A 16588-nucleotide genomic window follows, 5' to 3' on the forward strand; every position below is an offset into this window, starting at 1 on the left:
CTTACTTTGTTACCTTAAAAAGCTATACCTTCTTCCTAATATCTTTTAGGATTTAAAAGTGGGTTTAAGACATATTTTCTAAACTTTGAATGATAGACTTTAAGAATCAAATACAGCATTAATTTATTATTTATCAAGCTTTTTAATACTTTATAACGCAATATACTAAATTCTTCGGCATTAAAATGCTTAATGGGATAAGCGCCAACAGCCTCAAACTTAATTAAATTACGCTTAACCTCATTAAAGCTTAGGTTGGCCTTAACCATTTTTGTAATTGTAAAAAAAACAAATACATCCCTCCTAAATTTAAAGTTACCGATTATTGTTTTTTTGTAAGGATTTTCTTTGTCTTTAACTTCATCAATAAGCTTGCTAAAATCATCTATTAAAGCCACAAAATAATCTATAATTCGTTTTTTAGATTTGTCGCTAGCACTTCTAACGGTTGATTCAGGAGACTGGAAATACCTATAAATTTTAGCAGGAAAATAAGCTACCTTTTTAGCCTTTAAAAATAGTTTGAGTGTAAAAACCACATCGCCATCGTAATCAATTCTATCAAAAGCTATTTGATGCTTGTTTAAAAAATCCCTTTTGACAAAATACCACCAAATTTCAATTCTAAGATTTTTATTGTCTCTAAGAAATTCATTACCTGTGATTATTTTTGGCAATTTGGTGTTTTGGAATTTGGCATCTACCTTGTTCATTTTTCGGTTTCTGGCAACCAATGTATCAAACCCAACAAGATCCAATTGATTTGATACGGCATAATCAAGCACCGTGTTTAAAGCATTCTCAGCTACATAATCATCAGCATCTACAAAGTAGATATATTCGCCTCTTGCCAGTTTTAGCATTTTATTTCTTGTAAATACCGCTCCCCTATTTTCTTGTGAGTGGACAAAAATATTGCTGTGGTTTTTGGAGAATGCTTCTGCTATTTTTAAGCTATTGTCTGCGGAGCCATCGTTAACAATTATTATTTCATAATCCTGAGCATCAATGCCCTGATTTAACAAACTTGCAAGGCACTTTTCTATATAGCACTCTACATTGTACATAGGTATAAGGACACTTAGCTTCATAATTTTGGTTGGAGCAATTAGGCTTTTATGATTTCACGTACATACCGCAAACATAGTTATTTACTCTTTAAAACAAAACGTAATTTTTTGGTTTTCTGTAAAATCATCACTTAAAATTGTATATTTCGAGCCTGTATACTTACAAAATCACAATTCTAAATTAAACATAAACAAAGACTGAAATGTACACTAATGGCGCTAGTCTTGAATTTAAAAACATTGAAGAAAAATTAAATCATGCTATTAAACGGGGTATAGCATATTTAGATAGCCATCAACTGGCTAATGGTGAATTCATATTATATATGTCTGACGATGATGCTATGCAAGAATGGAATTTACCAGATAGCACCATTTTTCCTGCGGCACTTATTGGCACCTGTTTGCTCTCGCTCCGAGGCGAAGAGAAAGTAGAAAACATATTAATGAAGGCCGCATATTTTTTACATTACCAAATGGATAGAGCGGGTACTTGGAATCACTACACCATACTTCATCGGTGGCGGAAACTTTGTCCACAAGATTTAGACGATACGGCTTGCGTGTCATATTTTTTAAAAAAAATGGGGTTTGATATTCCAACAAAAAGCAACCAGCAATTAGCCATAGATAACCGACGAAGTGATGGGTTATTTTATACCTGGATTACTTTTAGATGGCGTTTTAATAAAAATCTTCATTATTGGTATTTAGCCGCCAGAGAATTGAAACATTTTTTGAAGAGCCTTATCTTTTGGCATACACACCAATGCACTCGATATGATGTTGATGCCGTAGTTAATGCCAACATTTTACATTATATGGAGAAACGCAAGGAAACCGAAGCTATAATACCTTATTTAGTTAATATAATAAAAACAGAAAGAGAAGGTGATTGTGACACTTGGTACCGTAATGAGTTTACTGTATATTACTTTATCTGTAGAAATATGAATAATGGCTTTACTGAGCTAAATACTATTAAAAATGAAATAATTGATAGGATTTTAGAGAAACAAAATCCAGATGGAAGCTTTGGCGTATCTGTGCTTGATACTGCTTTGGGCGTATCTTCCCTAATATACTCTGGATATAAAGGAATAGAAATCGAAAAAGGGATTAAGCATATAATTGAAACCCAACATGAATATGGGAATTGGGACAGGTGGGCGTTTTATTACGGAGGCCCAAAAAAACTATCATGTTTTGGGTCCGAAGAATTAACAACAGGATTTTGTTTGGAGGCTTTAGCCAACTTCAAAAACTTATATAAATCTGAATGATATGATTTTATTTCCATTTTTAATTGATATAACTTAAAACCGGCATCAATCTGAGTTTTTAAATATTTAACCCCACACCCTTTATCTAAATTACCACACCATTAATCTAAATTTTAAACGACTGTATTTAAGATACTTTATATTCGTAAAGACTTTGAAAAAATGGGAGATAAAATTATAATTACACTTTCATGAATTAAAGAAATTGTTTATTACAGTCCCTCAAATAATTTACTAAACCTTAACCAAATTAAGTTTAATATGGATCTTATAAAACTACTGCTACCAAAACCTCTTTCCTTTTTTTTTGTAAAAAGTGTATAATAATAACTTCAACTCCAAATTTGAATAGCAACCCCCAAATAATTCAATGCAAAACATAAAAAAAAAAATAGAGAAGTTAAAAAAGAACCTTAACTTAAAAAGGACTTTAGGGCTTATTTGGAGTATTACAAAAGGAAAGGTAATCTATACGGTACTTATCATGATAATGGAAAGCCTCGTTTTTATGGGGTCATTGTATGTCTTTAAGTTACTGATTGATATTGTTGCACTGCCAGACAGAAATGAAAAATATGATTTGGCGGTTTTATACATAATAGCTGCTGGCATAGCCGCTATTACATTGGTTGTATTAAGTTCTTTAGCTAGTTATATTACCCAAAAACATGCATTTTTAATAAGCGAGTATGTTGATGATAAAATACACTCTATTGCTATTGCCCTAGATTTATCATTTTACGAAAGCCCTGCTTATTTTAATACTTTAAATAGAGCTAAAAATGCAGGGCCAGACAGACCCTCCGCAATACTTACAAATATTATCAGTATTGTAAAAAATTTAATGACATTAACAGTTATTGGCATTGCTCTAATATCTATAAATTGGGTTTTAATGCCACTTTTGGCACTTTTTGTATTGCCCACCCTATATGTGCGCTTAAAATTTGCAGATAAACTATATGAGTGGCAAATACAAAAAACGCCAACGGAACGCAAGTCCAAATATTTAAGCTCTCTCATCACTGGCGAAGTTGCCGCAAAAGAAATTAAATCTTTTGGTTTGGGCCATTACATCAGGTCCATGTATAAAAACCTAAGGATTTATCTTTTACTAGAAGACCTCCGAATAAATAAAAAAGGCATCACTAACGAAGCCGTAACCCAAATATTAGCAGCTGCGGGTGTTTATAGCTGTATAGCTTACATTTGCTTAAGTGCATTAAACGGTGAATCGTCAATAGGCGATATTGCTTTGTTTTTAATTGTTTTCCCTCAACTTTTCGGCATCATGCAAGGGCTCTCTGGGGAGATTTCATCTTTATATAAAAACAATATTTTTTTAAGTTACTTATATGATCTTTTCGATTTGGAAAATAAAATGAAAGATCCCCAAAAACCTGTATTAATTTCACAGAATAGCCCTGATTTAACTTTAAAGAACGTACATTTCTGTTATCCTCATGCTAACAAAACAGTATTAAAAAACATCAACTTAAAAATACCCGCTGGTAAAGTAGTTGCGCTCGTTGGTCTTAACGGGTCAGGAAAAACCACCTTGATAAAGCTGTTGTGCAGGCTTTACGACCCCACTTCGGGAGCTATAAAATTAGGCGGAGAAAATATTAAAAATTTTAAAACAGACGATTATAGAAAGCAAATAAGTGTTGTTTTTCAAGATTTTGTTAAATTTAACATGAGCGTTACAGAAAACATACAATTTGGCAACATACATGAAGAAGCCGACCATGATTTCATAAAAGACTCTGCCATAAAATCCGGAGCCCACGAATACATAAAGGAATTCCCAGATGGCTACAATACCACTATGGGGCGTATTTTTGATAATGGTAGAGAAGTTAGCATTGGGCAATGGCAAAAGTTGGCTATTGCACGTGCCCTATATAGTAAATCGCAATTTATAATTTTTGACGAAGCAACAAGTGCACTTGATGCCAAATCTGAACAAGAGATTTTCGACGACTTACGAGAACATATAGGTAATAGAGGCATACTGGTTATTAGCCACAGAGTTTCAGCCGTAAAACATGCTGATTATATTTATGTGATGTCTGAAGGTGAAATAGCACAAGAAGGAACACATGAAAAGCTGATCTCTGAAAATGGAGATTATGCTAAATTATTTAAACGAAAAAAAACTATAGCGGCAAATAAAACAAGCGAGAATGGCGCAGAATAAAAAAATACTAAACAACCAGCACATTGCCATACTGTCTACCTGCGTCGACGATTGGGGAGGGAGTGAAGAGCTATGGGCAAAAAGCAGCCATTATTTGCAAAAAGAAGGTTTTTCAATAACCGTTTTAAAAGAAAATATAAACCATAACCACAAAAGAATTGTTGAACTAAAAAACAAACACCTTGAATTTATAGCTCTAAATAATTGTTATTCTGAGGTTTTAAAACGTGCTATCAATGCCTATTACCAACTTACAAAACCTTATTTTAGCATACATCTCCATGCTTTTAATAAATTTCTTAAAAAGCAAAAACCTGTGTTGGTCATTATTTCTCAAGCCATAAATTTTGATGGCTTACATTACGCACAACTGTGTTTAAAGCAAAACATCCCGTATGTAATTGTATCTCATAAAGCCGTTGAATTTTTTTGGCCTCCAAAAGATGAGCGCAATTATATGACAAATGTGTACAAGCATGCGAAAAAATGTTACTTTGTTTCAGAACACAACCAAAATTTAACCGAAGAACAGTTTGGGTTTCGTTTCAATAATGCAGAAATTGTTCGTAACCCAATGAAAATTAAACCTGAGCCCTTAGCTTATCCGTCAACGGAACAAGGTTTTAAGCTTTTAATGATTGGGCGCTTGTTTGTTATTGATAAAGGGCACGACATCATTTTAAGGGTTTTAGCAAAAGAAAAATGGAAAAAGCGTAAACTTTCTTTATCCATAGCAGGCACAGGTCCAGATTACGATGGCCTTAAAGCCATGGCAAGTTTGATTAAATGCCAAAATTTAGAGTTTTTAGGACACCAAGATGACATCAAGAAAATCTGGTTAAACCATCACGCCTTGGCTATACCATCAAGAAGCGAGGGCATGCCACTAGTTGTCATTGAAGCTATGGCAGCCGGTAGAATCGTAATTGCAACACATGCTGGTGGCACTACAGAACTTGTTGAAGATGGCGTAACTGGTTTTATAGGTGACGCTACCGAACATGGTTTTGATGAAACTTTAGAAAGAGCATGGAATATACGCTCACATTGGTATAATATGGGGCTTGAGGCCTCAAAGCATATAAAAAAACAAATATCAACAAACCCTGAACTTGATTTTGCTAAAGAAATAATAACTTTGATTTATGAATAATCCCCCATTAGTATCCGTAATAATTCCCACCTACAACCGAGTTAAAATTGTAGGTAACGCCATAAAAAGTGTTTTGAACCAAACCTATAGTAATATTGAAATTATTGTTGTTGATGATGGCTCTACCGATGAGACCAAAGCATTAATTGATAATTTCACTATGGTTAAATACATAGCAAAACCGAATGGTGGACAAGCTTCAGCACGCAATTTGGGATTAAAACACGCTAACGGTAAATATATAGCATCCTTAGATTCTGACGATTTATGGGAAACCTCTTTTTTAACCAAAATGGTCGGTGCGCTTGAGAAACACGACTTAGATTTTGCCTTTGCAAATTGGGGGCAACAAAATAACAATGGAGACTATAGTGACTTTCTTTCTGAATATGTGTACTTGCCTGCACACATCCCAAAGAAAAAAGATTCGTGGGTATATTTGAGCTATAAAGACTTAAGGAAAATCTATTTAGCGGCTTGCCCATCGCCGTCTTCTTCTTTGCTTATTCGTGCTTCGGCAATAAAAAGAGGTTGGAACGAGAACATGAACATTGCCGACGATTGGTATTTATTATTGGATATAGTATTGCCCAAAGAAGCAAAAGTGGCTTTTACAACCGAAAAACTCTGGAAAAAACATGTGGTTAGCGATAATGTTTTTGATGGCCGCGATAAGCTAGAGGTTCTCAAGCTTCTATATGTAGAGGACATGTCTGCAATGCTTAAAGGTTTTAAATCTGTTTTAAATGACAAAGAGATTGAGGCATTAGAAAAAAAATACGTTTTAGACTTAATACTTACCGCTAAAGAAGTATGGTCTAAAGAGAAAAGTATAAAAAACGCTTTTTATTATATTTTTAAGGCTTGTAGCAAGCATCCTATATATTTTTTACAAATAATTTTTAAGGTTGCTTTTGGAAAGATAAAAAACAAGAACTTAAAAAAAACCGATATTATACTCGAATAATGAAAACCCCATCGGTACTTAGAGCGCACGATTGGTGGGCTCCAAAAATCATCCCTTTGTTGTGTATTGGCTATGCAACCATTATACAGCACAAAGATAATTTGATGGATTATTTTTTATGGTTGCTCTTTTTAATTTTGGCAATTGCCGCAGGTGCCATTTATGTAAGCATAATAAACGATTTTACAGATTTAAAATATGATATTGCAAGTAAAAAAAGAAACGGACTTGAACGTTTTAATCCAAACATGCAAAAATTATTGTTACTTGCCTCCATTCTATTAGGGGTTCTTTTTTGCTTTTTTTTTATGAATGATGTGCTTTCCCTAATTTTTTATCTGGCTGCATATCTGTCATTTAGTTTATACTCCATTTCGCCTTTTCGCTTTAAAAACAGGGGGATTTTGGGTGTTATTGCGGATGCAAGTGGTGCACACCTCTTCCCTAGTTTTTTTGTAGCTTCTTCTTTAATGTATAAAATGCATGTTCCAATAGATGTTTATTGGCTATCAATCATCGGCGTTTGGAGTTTTGCCTACGGTTTGCGCGGTATATTGTGGCACCAGTTTTGGGACAGAGAAAACGACCTGTCAATAAACCATAAAACATTTGCAACTGCAATGCACGAATCGAAAATGAAGCTTACAGAAATAATTATTACCGGTATTGAAATTATAGCACTATTGGCGATTTTATCAACTCTGGGGGTTTTACCTTTTATAGCTTTGTTGTTTTATGTTGCAATCCTTTTTGGCTACAAAAAACTTAAAATTAAAACCATCTTGATTATTACCGACACCAATCGCTGGCAAATTTTTATGTCAGATTACTATCAGATTTTACTACCTATATCCCTTATAATTGCTTGTAGTTTAAAACACCCTTTATGCTTGGTTTTATTGTTTTTTCATCTTTTATGTTTTCCTTATACAATCAAATCGTTCATAAAAACGCTTTTTCAAATGATGGGGATAAAAAAAAATTCATTTTTTAAAAACGGTTAAAACAGTGGTTTGTTTTTATAAAACCACCTACATAACATTTTTTTGAAAAAGATAATGTAATTGTATTTTTTATCACTCACCTTTCTGGAGTTTTAAAATGGCATGTTTCAATTCATCTGAAAAAGGGACGTCAAATTTTCTTGCAAATAGTTTGTTTGAGCTTATTATTTTGTCAAAATCACTTGTGTCCAAAATCGCCGGTGACGGACTATACTTTCCGATTCTTTCAGGATTCCAATCGATATATCTTAAATTGTCATTTATTACATTTTTGGCATAGACCGAATTCATTATTACTGTTTGAAAATATAGTTCATCAGAAGCTAAAGTATATTTCATTCTATTTAATAAATACTTGTTTTCTTTCGTATAATCAATTACATATTGAAGAGTATCTTTAGATAAACTCCACCAACTTGAGCCTCCGTAATATGTTTTAATTTTTTTTGGAAAAGACCTTTTTATTGAAAGCTTTTTTTGAATTTTAACTAAAAACAGTATTGCTTTTTTGAATTTATGTGAATAAAAAATGTCAAAAAAATAATAATACAAAAATCTATCAAAACCCCCATTTTCGTTATTCCACCTTTCTCTTGGTAATTCAAAATTTTCTAAATAATCATGTTTTTGTGGATTTTCAAATAGCTTTTTAAATTCAGTAATGCTTTTAACAGGATAATCTTGTCCGCTTATTAAGTGGAAATAAATATTTTTTCTATTCTTAAGAGCTTCTTCAGCTAATAACAAATAACAATTTAACTGATTTGTGCCCCCCCAGTTTACAATGTATCTGCGCGATAACAATTGTAAATTACTAACTGTATTTAATTTTCCGAGAACACTTTTAGGTAATTTTGTTTTTTTGTCAATATGCAGGTAAATTTCAAAAGTGTCATCATTAAAAAAATCAATTATTTCGATCAAGTGATCAAAATTTTTATATGCAGCGATTAAAATGGCTTGTTTCATTTTATGCTAGTTTTAACTAAAAACACAATATAATGATTGATGATAAATTACTTAATAAAGCTTTATCAATTTTAGACTATGCATTATTCTTAATGGGTATAAACACAAAAAGAACAGGTACTTATGGTTAAAAACATAAGCTGTTACTTTGATTTTTGGATGATTATACACTTCGCCTATAAAGTTTGTTAAAGGATACACATTTATTTTCTCTAAATCTCTAAGGATTTTATAGATTTTCGGTATCGAAATATTTAACCTGATAAGTTTAAAGAACATAAAATAAATACTTACCGTGCTTTTAAATTTTATATTTTTAATAATAGCATCAGTATTTTTTATTTCTTTTTTTGAAATTTCATTTATAAGGGTATTAAAACGGTAAGCTAAACTAATATAATCTGCAACAACTTTTTTTAAGTGTTTTTGGTCCTCATTGTTCATTATGGAATGGGGAGATTTTACATATCGATGAATGGTTATTGGCAAAAACATAATACGATTTGCCTCTAAAAAAATTTTGATGGAAAAAACGGCATCTTCCATGAATTTTCCCTCTTCAAATTTCAGATTTGTTTCTAATAAAAACTCGCGTTTTAGTATGTACCACCACGCCTCTAACCTGTTGTTTTTATGTTTTACCAAAAAATCATTTCCGGTAATTACCTCAATATTCTCAATAGGTTCCTGTTGGTATGAAAATAAATCTAGCTTATCTGTAATAAGTGTTGAAAACCCTAATATATCTAAGTTATTTTTTTCTAAATATTCTAAAGGTATACTTAGAGTGTTAAACGCTAAATAATCATCGGCATCAATAAAGTAAATATAATCGCCTTTTGCCAGTTGTATGCCAATATTTCGAGAGGCTCCTAGACCTTTGTTTTTTTGGCAATGGACATAAATGTTGATGTGCTTATTTCTGAATTGTTCTGCGATTGTAATGCCATTATCAGTAGACCCGTCATTTATTAGTATAATTTCACAATCTGATTTAGATAGGTTTTGATTTGTTAAACTTGTTAAGCACCGTTCTAAATGGTCTTCTGCATTATAAAAAGGAACAACAATACTTAATTTCATGTAAGCGATTAGATTTAAGCTGGCAATTTAATAAGAAAAAAAAATAAAGCCATTAGTTATAGACAAACAGCATATATACACTTTAAATTTATTATTATTACATATATTTAAAAAAATGACCTAAATATTTAAATGAAATTTATTTATAAGTACCTAAACTTAATCCCTTATAACCTTTCTAAAAAGACAGGTCTTTTTGTTTTTATTTTACCAATATTGTTAACCTTAAGCATTGGTTTATTGATGATTACCAAGACTACAAGAGCATTTGGTTTCTGGTTACTTGAAGAAAACGCACCTGTTGAAATATTAACATTTGCTTTTTTGTTTGTTGGCTCTTTTTTTGGAGTTTGGTTCAGCATTCGTTTTAAAAGAGTTCTTAGTCGGTTTAATTTTTTATTTTATCTATTTTTTTCCGTGTGCTTATTTTTAGTAGCCATGGAAGAAATTGCTTGGGGACAATGGTTTTTTAGTTTTGACACTCCAAAAGATTGGGCTAATATTAATGTGCAAAAAGAAACCACACTGCATAATATTGATGGTATACATGGATACAACGAAAACTTAAGGCTTCTTTTTGGTTTAGCTGGCTTAATGGGAATCTTTTTAGGTCGCTTTAAATTATTTAAAAGCATTGGTGTTCCCAAGGTTTTGTTTTTTTGGTTTTTTATAGTTTTTTTGCATTCGTTGGTAGATGTTTTAACCAAAATGGATGACAACAAGCAAGTAATGCAACGAATTTCTGAGCTAATTGAGATGTTTATTGGTGTTAGTGCTTTTTTATACTTATACTTAAACTACAGAAGCATAAAAATAAATGCAGAATAAAACCAGCGACGATTAACTATAATGAATAAATATTTAAAATGCTGATACCAAAAAACATTGCTCCAATTAATAAAAATACAGCTATTTTAATTTTTTTTACCCCGATCGTAACCTCATTTTTTATTGTGCTAACATTAGCAATACCCTTTTTCAGAACATTTGGGTTTTCTTTATTAAAGGAAAATAATGTTGTGGAGTTATTAACTTTCATCACTTTTTTAATTGGTGGTATTTACGGTTTAATCAATACCTATAAATACGCTAAGTATTTAGGAATAGGATTTTCAATATTTTATGCTGTATTTTCCTTTTTTTTAACTTTAATAGCTATGGAAGAAATAGCATGGGGACAATGGTTTTTTGGGTTTAAAACTCCAGAAAATTGGATAGAAATTAACGCTCAAAAAGAAACAACTTTGCATAACCTTAAAGGCATGCAAGGCAATACCGAATTTCTTAGATTAGCTTATGGAATAGGCGGATTGATAGGTATATTACTAAATAAGTATTCAATCTTTAAAAAAATAAACGTGCACAGCATTCTTGCAATTTGGTTTGTAATTATTACTATACATGCTATTGTAGATATTTATTCAGACTTTATAGAGATTGATAACACCTTGGATTTATTCTTAACACTTTCGTCAGAATTTATTGAATTGCTTATTGCTGGTAGTGCCTTTTTATACCTTTGGATTAACAAAAAACGATTATTATAAACTAATTAGTCCGATGTCATTTCGGTAAAAGCATTATTCATGATAATTAAAAAAAACCTACAAGGATTATTCAATAATTACAGTGTTTCCAAAAAAGCTGCTTTATTTATTTTTTTTCTCCCAATACTAATTATTATTTGCTATAATAGTTTACTGGCCGTTCCTTCGTTCAGAAGTTTTGCTTTTTGGTTACAATATGAAAACAAACCTATTGAAACATTGACATTTCTGTTTTTTTTGTTTGGTGGATTCCTGGGTGTTTATTTAGCTATTACCATTTCAAAACACATTAAAAAATTAATAGTTGTTTTTTATACGTTCTTCTCTATCTGCCTAATTTTAATAGCCATGGAAGAAATTGCATGGGGACAATGGTTTTTATTTTTTGATACACCAGAATATTGGAAAAAAATGAATATACAGGGCGAAACTACCATTCATAATTTAAAAGGTTTTCATGGGCATAATGAAATTCTTCGGTTGCTTTATGGCTTTTCTGGAATACTAGGTATTGCTTTAAACAAATATGCGATGTTTAAAAAAATTGGAGTACATATAATTTTGTTGCCTTGGTTTGTAATAATCATCCTTCATTCAATTGCAGATATATTTACCAACTCCGAAAATATCAGTATTAGCATTTATAGAGGGTTGCAAGTCAATTCTGAACTTATAGAGTTACTAATAAGCATAAGTGCGTTTCTATACTTATGGTTAAATTCAAAAATGTTGAAAAAGCTTTATTCGTAAATACTTAGCTTAGCTTATATTTTAAGTTAAAATTATACCATAATAATATACTCATAACAATCATTTCCCCGCCATCTTCTATAACCGCAAGTTTGTTTTCCCCAAATGGCAATGCAATATGAAGCACATCTATAAAAATACCAAAAAATGCTAAGGCAAAAACCAAGATAGCAAGACATCGTGTTATTAACTTTTCCTCAATTCCTTCTTTAATATAAGTGAATATGAATAATACTAAAAATGTTAAGCCAACTAAAAAAGAAATTAAAACTTCACCAAAATCTACAGATCGCAAATTAAATTTGGGTTGAATGTTTAAATAATTAGCTAAATATTCACCTACATTTTCATGTATGCTTAATGAATCATCTAATAACAAATACAAAAAAAATACAGACCATATTAAGTAAGTCAATTTTCGTTTGCCTACAAATACAAAAAACAATAACAAGAAGCTCCAATACTCTTTTAGGTATTGGAAAATTTCTGAATAACCAAAATCTTTTTCTAACGAAAAATTAGAGTTTCCATCAATAATACCATACACATAAAACGTATGTAAAGCAATAAATATTAAATCGGATGAAATTAACATAAAAAGCAAACTTTTTCTGTTGTTAAAAAAAGTTGCTGTATTGTTGATTAGCTGATTAAAATGCATATAAAAAATCACTAAATAAGTGTTTAAAAAACAATATCTATTAATTCTGAAAACTTTGAAATATTATGATGTGCCAAAAACTGTTCATTTACATTCGCTTCATTTTGGCTATGGATATTTTGTCCGTTATCCTTTAAGCAGATAGTTATCCACTTAAGTTTATTTGGTGATACAAAATCTTTATTTAAGTTATCGCCAATATAATAATATTGGGCAACTCCAAAGGTAGTTTCAAAAAATCGAAAATTATTGATATTAGGTTTTTCCGTCCCAAATTCCTCAGAAATTACAATCTCATCAAAATAACCTTCTATACCCAATGCTTTAATTTTATTTCGCTGCTGAACACTTCTACCGTCTGTTAAAATACCCATTGGAACCTTAGACAATTTTAAATAATTGAGCACTTTCAATCGATCAGGAGATAAATCAAGAGTAGGTTTATGGTTTCTGTACACATTTAATAAATCTGAAACTGGTATATCTAGATTATATTTATCAGTAATTCTTTCGAAACAGTTTTCTTTTGAATAGTAAAAATCAAGCATGTCATTATAAATTTGAGTTTTATTTATCTTAACAACATTAGCAATGACCTCGCTAATCTCGAGATATGCAGATTTTAAATAATCAATTTCATTGTACAGCGTATCGTCTAAATCAAAAACAACTACTTTTCTAGCCTTCAAAATCATGCATTAAAATTTCATCATCATAGCGCAACATTAACAAATTATTTTCCCAATCATCAAAATAATCTATAGTTCGCCCTAACATGTATTCTTGAATTATCCATTTTGGATAATTTCCGCCGGCTAAATAGGATAGCGGGAAGCCCCCTCCAAATCTCGGATTTATTTCTATGCCCTTAATAGCTTTAGTTTCTTTATGCATAAATAGCTGCAAGGTTATGCAACCTCTGGCTCCTTCTAAATAAGCCAATTTTATATCAATAAAAGTTTTTACCTCATTATTTTCAGTTAGACCTTTACTAACCTCACCTCCTCTTACCTCTATCCGTTTACGCGGAATGACGCATTTTAGTTCGCTGGACTTATTATAATATAAATCACAAGTATATTCATCATATGCATCATGATCTAAATATTCAAAAAATTGAAGTTTTTCATTCTGTAAAAGGTCGTCTGAAATCTGATTTTCTTTTTTAATAATAAGGGTACCTATGCTATTACTGCCCACCAACGGCTTTATGAATAAAGGTAACTTGTAGTTTTGTTTAGAATAAATTTCTGGGACGCTTATTCCTAGCTTATTAAAGAGTTGCTGGGTGCTTAACTTATTGTTACATATTTCGATAAATTTTTGGTTTGATAAAACTAATTGTACGTTAATGTCTGAAAATTTTTTTCGATTTTCAGACAACCTCAATAACTCAGTATCAAGGGTGGGAATTATAAGTGAAATTTTGTTTTGTTTGCAAATTTCTAATAGCGAATCAATATAACCTGTATTGTTTATTTTATAAACTTTAAATGCTTTATGGGCCACTTGTGCTGCCGGTGAAAGTTTAGGGTATGCATCGGTAACATAAACTTTACCAGTATGATCAATCGCCATTAACTCTGTAATAAAGGCTTTTACTAAAGAAACCCTTCTCCCAGCAGATGTTATTAATATATTACTCATCAATTATGTAGTCTTGTTTTTAATTTTTTTGCTTTAATATTGGGTTGGTTATTACAAATATGAGATAAAATAAGTGCTTACTGCTAAACAACTTAGATAATAAATAATATGTGAAACCTTTATAATCTTCTCCAACAAATTCATCCAACTTATAAGCATTTACGCTTTTCATCTTATCTAATAAGGGTATAATATCTTCTTTTTTAAAAGTTGATTTTAGGATTCTAATCATCATAAAAAAAACAAATGATTGCTGTCTAGATTTTAACCTCACAATGCTCCTTCTATTACAATGTTTATCCTGCTCCAGTTTTTTTATTATAGTGTTATATACAACAGCTGCGTTAGAGTTATCATTAATAATTTTTAAATAATGACTTGGCTCTTTACTTGTCATCGCCGAACCTTTAATTTTGACATGCCTATGTATATCAAAAGACAAATTAATCATACTTTTTGCTTCAACAAAAAGCTGTGCTGTAAATATGGCATCCTCCATCCATCGGCCTTCAATAAATTTAAGATTTATTTTATCAATAAACTTCTTACTCGTAATATACCACCAAATTTCATTCTTAAAACTGTGATTTGCAATGTACTCTAATCCGGATATAGCATTGATTTTTACTGATTCTAAATCATTAAAACGTGATTTATTAAGCGTTAATGACGTAGTTCCTTGAGAATTAAAGGTTAAAACCTCTGGATTAAACTTTAAGGCTGTGTCCATTATGGTTTTTAAAACATGGTCTGCTATATAATCATCAGGGTCTAAAAAATAAATATACTCACCAATCGCTAAAGATAACCCTTTGTTTCTTGCCGCTCCGACACCTTGATTTTCTTGTTGGTAAATGAAAAAATTAGTGTGAAGTTCGCAATAACGTTCTGCGATTGATACACTGTTGTCCTTGGAGCCATCACTAACAATAATTACCTCGTATTCACTTTTATCAATATCTTGATTTACCAGACTGTCTAAACATCTCGATATATGTTTTTCTACATTGTATACAGGAATAATTATACTTAATTTCAAATCTAATAATTGGATTACTCCTACTAAAATAATCAATTATCTACCATATTAAGTCAAGGTGTAAGGTATTCTCCGTATTTACTCGACAAATAGCAATTTAAAGAAAAGCACTTCTGTTTTTTATGAAATTTCAAATGTTTCTTTCTAAAATTGAAAGCAGCGTTTCATGCATCGCATCTGTGTAATCCAAATGCGTAACCATGCGTAATTTGCCTCCGCCCATACCAATAATTTTGATGTTTTTGTCGACTAACTTTTGAACAAATTCTGTTTCGTTCACACCATCATTCAATTCAAAAATAACAATGTTGGTTTCAATAGGCTCTACCCTTTTAATGATGGATAGCTTAACGAGCTCCTCACCTATTTCTTTTGCTTTTATGTGGTCTTCGCTTAGTCTTTCAATATGATTATCCAAAGCATACATTCCAGCTGCGGCCAAATACCCTACTTGACGCATACCGCCTCCAAAAATTTTTCTGATTCTTATGGCGTTGCGCATTATAGCTTCATCTCCAATTAAAACGGATCCTATGGGGCAACCCAAACCTTTACTTAAACATACCGAAATCGTATCGAACACGTCGCCGTATTGTTGTGGTGTTTCGTTGTTTGCCACCAAAGCATGCCATAATCGTGCACCATCTAAATGAAATCCGAGATTGTTATCATCACAAATTTTCCTGATTTTTAAAATCTCTTTAAAATCCCAACAGGCACCGCCTCCCTTATTGGTCGTGTTTTCTATTTCTACCAAACTGGTTAACGGGCTATGGTAAAAATCTGGTGGATTTATAGCTTCTAAAACCTGGTTTGCTGTAAACTTGCCCCGATTGCCATCAATTAACTTACAAGACACACCGCTGTTGAACGATGCGCCACCGCCCTCGTAATTGTAAATGTGCGCATATTTGTCGCAAATTACTTGGTCTCCAGGGTTAGTGTGTAATTTTATAGCCGCTTGATTAGCCATACTTCCAGTTGGGAAAAACAAAGCGCTTTCTTTTCCGAACATTTTGGCAATGCGTTCTTCCAATGCATTAACAGTTGGATCTTCTTTATATACATCGTCGCCAACTTGGGCCTGCATCATGGCATTTAACATGCCGTGAGATGGTTTGGTAACCGTGTCGCTTCTTAAGTCAATAATCATTTACAATCAATTTGTGGATAAAGCTATAAAATTATCTTAGTATTAGTTTTATTCTGTATGTT

17 protein-coding genes are annotated in these 16588 nt (G+C 31.7%); 8 read left to right on the forward strand and 9 right to left on the reverse strand.

From position 1 onward, the window contains the following. Positions 1-35: 35 nt before the first annotated feature. On the reverse strand, positions 36-1091 hold the full coding sequence (locus RNZ46_RS15600; RefSeq protein ID WP_316983099.1) for a glycosyltransferase: 1056 nt from the start codon (positions 1089-1091) through the stop codon (positions 36-38). A 182-nt stretch (positions 1092-1273) separates the two neighbouring features. Here RNZ46_RS15600 and RNZ46_RS15605 point away from each other — a divergent pair, with 182 nt between their 5' ends. From RNZ46_RS15605 to RNZ46_RS15625, 5 genes are all read left to right on the forward strand, one after another. Continuing rightward, on the forward strand, positions 1274-2353 hold the full coding sequence (locus tag RNZ46_RS15605; RefSeq protein WP_316983100.1) for a prenyltransferase/squalene oxidase repeat-containing protein: 1080 nt from the start codon (positions 1274-1276) through the stop codon (positions 2351-2353). Between the two features lie 370 nt (positions 2354-2723). Continuing rightward, on the forward strand, positions 2724-4553 hold the full coding sequence (locus RNZ46_RS15610) for an ABC transporter ATP-binding protein (protein ID WP_316983101.1): 1830 nt from the start codon (positions 2724-2726) through the stop codon (positions 4551-4553). Continuing rightward, positions 4540-5706: a glycosyltransferase family 4 protein gene (locus tag RNZ46_RS15615; RefSeq protein ID WP_316983102.1), complete on the forward strand. Its 1167-nt coding sequence runs from the start codon at positions 4540-4542 to the stop codon at positions 5704-5706. The genes RNZ46_RS15610 and RNZ46_RS15615 overlap by 14 nt, the downstream gene beginning before the upstream one ends. Beyond that, positions 5699-6673: a glycosyltransferase family 2 protein gene (locus tag RNZ46_RS15620; RefSeq protein ID WP_316983103.1), complete on the forward strand. Its 975-nt coding sequence runs from the start codon at positions 5699-5701 to the stop codon at positions 6671-6673. The genes RNZ46_RS15615 and RNZ46_RS15620 overlap by 8 nt, the downstream gene beginning before the upstream one ends. Before the next feature lie 104 nt (positions 6674-6777). Continuing rightward, a complete protein-coding gene (locus tag RNZ46_RS15625) occupies positions 6778-7677 on the forward strand; it encodes a UbiA family prenyltransferase (RefSeq protein WP_316985005.1) in 900 nt (299 codons plus the stop codon). A gap of 72 nt (positions 7678-7749) precedes the next feature. On the opposite strand, the gene RNZ46_RS15630 is transcribed toward RNZ46_RS15625, so the two are convergent. The 3 genes from RNZ46_RS15630 to RNZ46_RS15640 form a co-directional block, all read right to left on the reverse strand. Continuing rightward, positions 7750-8646: a beta-1,6-N-acetylglucosaminyltransferase gene (locus RNZ46_RS15630; protein WP_316983104.1), complete on the reverse strand. Its 897-nt coding sequence runs from the start codon at positions 8644-8646 to the stop codon at positions 7750-7752. Positions 8647-8697: 51 nt separating this feature from the next. Then, positions 8698-9729 carry a glycosyltransferase gene (locus RNZ46_RS15635; protein WP_316983105.1) on the reverse strand — a complete coding sequence of 344 codons (1032 nt, stop codon included), beginning with the start codon at positions 9727-9729 and terminating at the stop codon, positions 8698-8700. Positions 9730-9896: 167 nt separating this feature from the next. Continuing rightward, positions 9897-10091 (reverse strand): hypothetical protein, encoded by a 195-nt coding sequence (locus tag RNZ46_RS15640; protein WP_316983106.1) that lies wholly within the window; start codon positions 10089-10091, stop codon positions 9897-9899. Positions 10092-10167: 76 nt separating this feature from the next. Here RNZ46_RS15640 and RNZ46_RS15645 point away from each other — a divergent pair, with 76 nt between their 5' ends. The 3 genes from RNZ46_RS15645 to RNZ46_RS15655 all read left to right on the forward strand — a co-directional run bounded on the left by RNZ46_RS15645 (position 10168) and on the right by RNZ46_RS15655 (position 12026). Continuing rightward, positions 10168-10557, forward strand: coding sequence for a hypothetical protein (locus tag RNZ46_RS15645; RefSeq protein WP_316983107.1), 390 nt, complete (start codon positions 10168-10170; stop codon positions 10555-10557). 191 nt (positions 10558-10748) lie between these two features. Beyond that, positions 10749-11276, forward strand: a complete 528-nt coding sequence (locus RNZ46_RS15650) for a hypothetical protein (RefSeq protein ID WP_316983108.1) — start codon at positions 10749-10751, stop codon at positions 11274-11276. Between the two features lie 39 nt (positions 11277-11315). Then, the gene (locus tag RNZ46_RS15655; RefSeq protein ID WP_316983109.1) at positions 11316-12026 is read left to right on the forward strand and encodes a hypothetical protein; all 711 of its coding nucleotides are present in this window, start codon (positions 11316-11318) and stop codon (positions 12024-12026) included. 4 nt (positions 12027-12030) lie between these two features. On the opposite strand, the gene RNZ46_RS15660 is transcribed toward RNZ46_RS15655, so the two are convergent. From RNZ46_RS15660 to RNZ46_RS15680, 5 genes are all read right to left on the reverse strand, one after another. Next, the gene (locus RNZ46_RS15660; protein ID WP_316983110.1) at positions 12031-12621 is read right to left on the reverse strand and encodes a DUF8692 domain-containing protein; all 591 of its coding nucleotides are present in this window, start codon (positions 12619-12621) and stop codon (positions 12031-12033) included. Positions 12622-12710: 89 nt separating this feature from the next. Next, complete coding sequence (locus RNZ46_RS15665; RefSeq protein ID WP_316983111.1) at positions 12711-13376, reverse strand: HAD family hydrolase; 666 nt, start codon at positions 13374-13376, stop codon at positions 12711-12713. Further along, entirely contained in the window at positions 13366-14334 is a 969-nt protein-coding gene (locus tag RNZ46_RS15670; protein ID WP_316983112.1) for an ATP-grasp domain-containing protein, read from the reverse strand. The genes RNZ46_RS15665 and RNZ46_RS15670 overlap by 11 nt, the downstream gene beginning before the upstream one ends. Before the next feature lie 19 nt (positions 14335-14353). Further along, positions 14354-15409, reverse strand: coding sequence for a glycosyltransferase (locus RNZ46_RS15675; protein WP_316983113.1), 1056 nt, complete (start codon positions 15407-15409; stop codon positions 14354-14356). Positions 15410-15503: 94 nt separating this feature from the next. After that, entirely contained in the window at positions 15504-16526 is a 1023-nt protein-coding gene (locus RNZ46_RS15680) for a threonine aldolase family protein (RefSeq protein ID WP_316983114.1), read from the reverse strand. Between the last annotated feature and the right edge of the window lie 62 nt (positions 16527-16588).

This window comes from Hwangdonia lutea (assembly GCF_032814565.1).
Taxonomy (GTDB): domain Bacteria; phylum Bacteroidota; class Bacteroidia; order Flavobacteriales; family Flavobacteriaceae; genus Hwangdonia; species Hwangdonia lutea.

Excerpts from the sequence above, each read along its gene's own strand:
- RNZ46_RS15625 (WP_316985005.1), top strand. The coding sequence starts at position 6,778 with ATGGATTATTTTTTATGGTTGCTCTTTTTAATTTTGGCAATTGCCGCA.
- RNZ46_RS15615 (WP_316983102.1), top strand. The coding sequence starts at position 4,540 with ATGGCGCAGAATAAAAAAATACTAAACAACCAGCACATTGCCATACTG.
- RNZ46_RS15670 (WP_316983112.1), bottom strand. The coding sequence starts at position 14,334 with ATGAGTAATATATTAATAACATCTGCTGGGAGAAGGGTTTCTTTAGTA.
- RNZ46_RS15610 (WP_316983101.1), top strand. The coding sequence starts at position 2,724 with ATGCAAAACATAAAAAAAAAAATAGAGAAGTTAAAAAAGAACCTTAAC.
- RNZ46_RS15630 (WP_316983104.1), bottom strand. The coding sequence starts at position 8,646 with ATGAAACAAGCCATTTTAATCGCTGCATATAAAAATTTTGATCACTTG.
- RNZ46_RS15620 (WP_316983103.1), top strand. The coding sequence starts at position 5,699 with ATGAATAATCCCCCATTAGTATCCGTAATAATTCCCACCTACAACCGA.
- RNZ46_RS15660 (WP_316983110.1), bottom strand. The coding sequence starts at position 12,621 with ATGTTAATTTCATCCGATTTAATATTTATTGCTTTACATACGTTTTAT.
- RNZ46_RS15600 (WP_316983099.1), bottom strand. The coding sequence starts at position 1,091 with ATGAAGCTAAGTGTCCTTATACCTATGTACAATGTAGAGTGCTATATA.
- RNZ46_RS15680 (WP_316983114.1), bottom strand. The coding sequence starts at position 16,526 with ATGATTATTGACTTAAGAAGCGACACGGTTACCAAACCATCTCACGGC.
- RNZ46_RS15655 (WP_316983109.1), top strand. The coding sequence starts at position 11,316 with ATGATAATTAAAAAAAACCTACAAGGATTATTCAATAATTACAGTGTT.
- RNZ46_RS15605 (WP_316983100.1), top strand. The coding sequence starts at position 1,274 with ATGTACACTAATGGCGCTAGTCTTGAATTTAAAAACATTGAAGAAAAA.
- RNZ46_RS15645 (WP_316983107.1), top strand. The coding sequence starts at position 10,168 with ATGGAAGAAATTGCTTGGGGACAATGGTTTTTTAGTTTTGACACTCCA.
- RNZ46_RS15640 (WP_316983106.1), bottom strand. The coding sequence starts at position 10,091 with ATGCTGAACCAAACTCCAAAAAAAGAGCCAACAAACAAAAAAGCAAAT.
- RNZ46_RS15635 (WP_316983105.1), bottom strand. The coding sequence starts at position 9,729 with ATGAAATTAAGTATTGTTGTTCCTTTTTATAATGCAGAAGACCATTTA.